Source organism: Streptomyces sp. NPDC020362 (assembly GCF_040642095.1).
In the GTDB taxonomy this organism is placed as follows: Bacteria; Actinomycetota; Actinomycetes; order Streptomycetales; family Streptomycetaceae; genus Streptomyces.
Genome location: NZ_JBFAET010000403.1, coordinates 1 through 3,186, shown reverse-complemented (window position 1 = coordinate 3,186; position 3,186 = coordinate 1). Strand labels below are relative to the sequence as shown.

Here is a 3,186-nt window from a genome sequence, read left to right as displayed (position 1 = left end):
TCGTCGTGACAGCTGTCCTGCAACGACGTCGCCGGCGTTGTCCTACACAGCGATCTGCTCGCAACTCCCAATCAGCGGCCGCGTCGTCGCGGGGTACGGGCGGCCAAGTCGATCGAGCCACCAGCGGCAACCTCATAACAGCCATACCCGCCACCCCTGGGTGAGCCAACCCTACGAATGGCTCGCTCAGCCCGATCAAGAAGGTAGGACCTCATAAGCCGACGCCTCACCCTCGAATCCACCCAGAAGTGGCGCGACACCTGACCGGCCTCGAGCAGTCAGAACTCAAAGGGCCAGACAGCGACGTGGTCCTGCGCCACACGGACCTCAACCCACGCCCCATCGACACCATCCGGCAACGGCGGGTCGGCAAGATCGAACAGGATCAGCGAGCCACCCACGTCCAGGACAGCCCCTCCGTCCTCGGTCAGGCTCAGCCGGCCACGAAAGACGACACAGTCACCGTCTTCCCGCACCTCAGGGGTACCAGCGGCACTTGCCCAGGCATTCCCCGCCCAGGCGAAGTCCTCATCTACGATCCACTCGACATGGTGTTCTCGCCCCACCGCCTCACGGGCCCCCTGCCAGAGCACCACAGCAGCACCCACCGCCGAGTGCACTCGGACATACAGAGGCCTCGACGGAGCGGGCTGAACTGCCTCTACCTTGACCAGCACTCCACCATCATCCTCGATCGGATCACCAAACACCTTGGGCAGGACAGAGCGCCCTTTTAGAGCTCCTAACGGAATGAGGCGGGCGCACGCCACACTCGCGCTGTTGGTTTTGTTGCCGGAGTCCGACACCAGCTGTCGCTCAGGGCCGAGAACGCCTCGATCCGCGGGAGTGACGACCTCTGTGAGTTCTGGCAACGCTTGAGGGCTTGCGGTGGGAGCATCGACGTGCGCTGCGGGATGAGGCTGCGACGGCGCCACCGAGTCCGAGCGGCTCGCCAGCACCAGGGCGGCCCGAGCACAGGACGCCGCCGCAGGCGGATCTCATCATTGTCACGCTGATTGTGTGCAGTGCTTCAAGCAGCACGAACGGTTCAGCGGTGCGCGACGACGTCCAAAGCGATCTTGAGGTGCCGCCCCGTCATGCCCTTGGCCTTGGTGATACCGAAGGCGTACCTGTCGATCGCGGTAGTGCCGCTAGCTGTGATCCGCTTGCCCTCGTGGGCAACCGTGCCGCGTGTGACGGCGATCGGCTGAGTCACCCCGCACACGCTCAACTCGCCGTACAAGATGGCATCTGCGCCGGATCGTTCCAGACGCCGACTCAGGAAGCCGATCTCGGGATGCCGAGCCACGTCCAGGTAGTCAGAGGACCTGCCGTGGTCGTCTCACTGCTGATTACCCGACTCGAAGCTCCCCCGTCTGCGGAAGATCAACCCGTGACGGGTCGGCCTCTCGCAGCCGCGGCGGGCGTGCCAGCCCCCAAGAGCGCAGGGGTGACCGACGAATCGGTCCTGACAGTCGGCCAAGCACTCAAGCGTTGTCGGTTGTTGTCAACTGGTCCGGGTCTCGACTCATGGGGGGAGCCTCACCACCAAAGAAGTGCTGTACCGGCTTGCTGAGGCCGACTAGGGCCTGACTCTTCGATCATGAGGCGTCCGGCGGTACTCCCGTCGAGCCTCGATACGATGGGCTGGCATGCTCAGCTCTATGAAGATCGCGACAGCCCAGTTCACCTGTGTTCCTACTGATATCTCGGCTAACGCGCGGCAGATGACCGCCCTGGCCAACGAGGCGCGAGAGTTGGGTGCCGAGCTGGTGGTGTTCCCTGAGCTGGCACTGACTGGGTACGAGCTCGAGGCTCTGCTTGCCCGCCGTGATCTTTGGGTGCAGGCGGACGACCCGCGCCTGGACGAGGTCCGGGCGTGTGGTGTTGCCACCGTTGTCAACTGCGCTGTGGCCACCGGCGGGGAGCGGCCTGCCATCGAGACGCTGGTCTTCGGGGAGGACGGCGAGCTGATCACCACGTATCGCAAGCAGCATTTGTTCGAGCACGAGCAGGACGTCTTGGTAGCGGGACAGCACGACGGCCGATTTGAGCTCGGAGGGCTGCGTTTCGCCCTTGCCACATGCTTCGACAACCACTTCTCCGAGTTGGTCTCCCGTGGTGCGGCCGATGGATGTCAGGTGCATCTGGCCAGCTCGCTGTATGGCACGGGTGGCGGAGTGAAAGAGCTGGCGGCGGTGTATCCGGGCATCGCCAGGGATTTCAATCTGCACGTCGTCGTGGCCAACCATGTCGGCCCTGCCGGTGCGTGGACCGGTTGTGGCCGCTCCGGGCTGTGGGCTGCAGGCGGCAGCCTCCTTGCGCAGGCCGACACCGACACTCCCATGGTGGTCACCGCCGAAGTCGGATAGAGCGTTGCCTGGATCAGCAGCGCTGCCAGATCAGAAGCGCGGCAGCGGTAACAGTCCCCCGGTAGACGTACCCGCGCTTGTCGTAACGCGTGGCGACAGCTCTGAACTGCTTCATCTTGTTCACGGCCCGCTCGATGGTGTTCGGGCCCTGTACCGTTCCTTGCCAAATCCCGGAGGTCGGTCACCGCGTGAACCCCTTTGCAGGCGGGCGGACTTGCTGTCGCACTTCTCCGGGATCACGTGCCGGATGCCGCGCCGCCGCAGATACGGGCACGGACGCGGAGCAAGCCGGCGCCAGGCGGGCCTGGTACTGCGCCCACTTGCCGCTGCCTGCTGACCGGTCTCCGGCCTACGCGCCCAGTGGAAGTCGCGATCCCGCTCTCGACCACTCCCACGACGTGGTGGACGAGTGGCTGCAGTACACCGCCTCACCCGACCGCAACGGATCCTGATCCCGCGCACGCGGTTACGGGACAAGCTTCAGTCAGCCACCGATAGTGTCTCAGCAAGCAGTCGGCGCCAGCAGATGGGTGCAATCCCAACGTGAGCAGGCCCTTGTGGATGTCGGCGCGCCGTTCCCAACGGATGCGCAAACGACGGAACCTTGGAGCCAGTCGAAGGTCCGCTCAACCACCCATCGATAGGTGCCCAGTCCGGTGCCGTGCCGGGTTCCGCGGGGGGGGCGATCGCGGGCACGATGCCTCGGGCGCAGATCTGGTCGCGGTAGATGTCGTGGTCGTAGCCGCGGTCGGCGAAGCGCGTCCGGCTTGCGGCGGGGATGGGCCGACCCGGCCGCGGACCGGTGGGATCGCGT

The 3,186-nt window shown here is 65.3% G+C and carries 2 protein-coding genes and 2 pseudogenes; 1 reads left to right on the top strand and 3 read right to left on the bottom strand.

All coding sequences use genetic code 11. The features are described from left to right. Positions 1-278 precede the first annotated feature (278 nt). Both AB0H32_RS47520 and AB0H32_RS47515 read right to left on the bottom strand, forming a co-directional pair. Entirely contained in the window at positions 279-596 is a 318-nt protein-coding gene (locus AB0H32_RS47520; RefSeq protein WP_361135725.1) for a hypothetical protein, read from the bottom strand. A 452-nt stretch (positions 597-1,048) separates the two neighbouring features. Continuing rightward, positions 1,049-1,330 (bottom strand): annotated as a pseudogene (locus tag AB0H32_RS47515) (YceI family protein); the annotation flags it as partial. 334 nt (positions 1,331-1,664) lie between these two features. On the opposite strand from AB0H32_RS47515, the gene AB0H32_RS47510 reads away from it, so the two are divergent. Beyond that, on the top strand, positions 1,665-2,372 hold the full coding sequence (locus tag AB0H32_RS47510) for a carbon-nitrogen hydrolase family protein (protein ID WP_361135722.1): 708 nt from the start codon (positions 1,665-1,667) through the stop codon (positions 2,370-2,372). 480 nt (positions 2,373-2,852) lie between these two features. On the opposite strand, the pseudogene AB0H32_RS47505 reads toward AB0H32_RS47510, so the two are convergent. After that, positions 2,853-3,186 (bottom strand): annotated as a pseudogene (locus tag AB0H32_RS47505) (transposase); the annotation flags it as partial.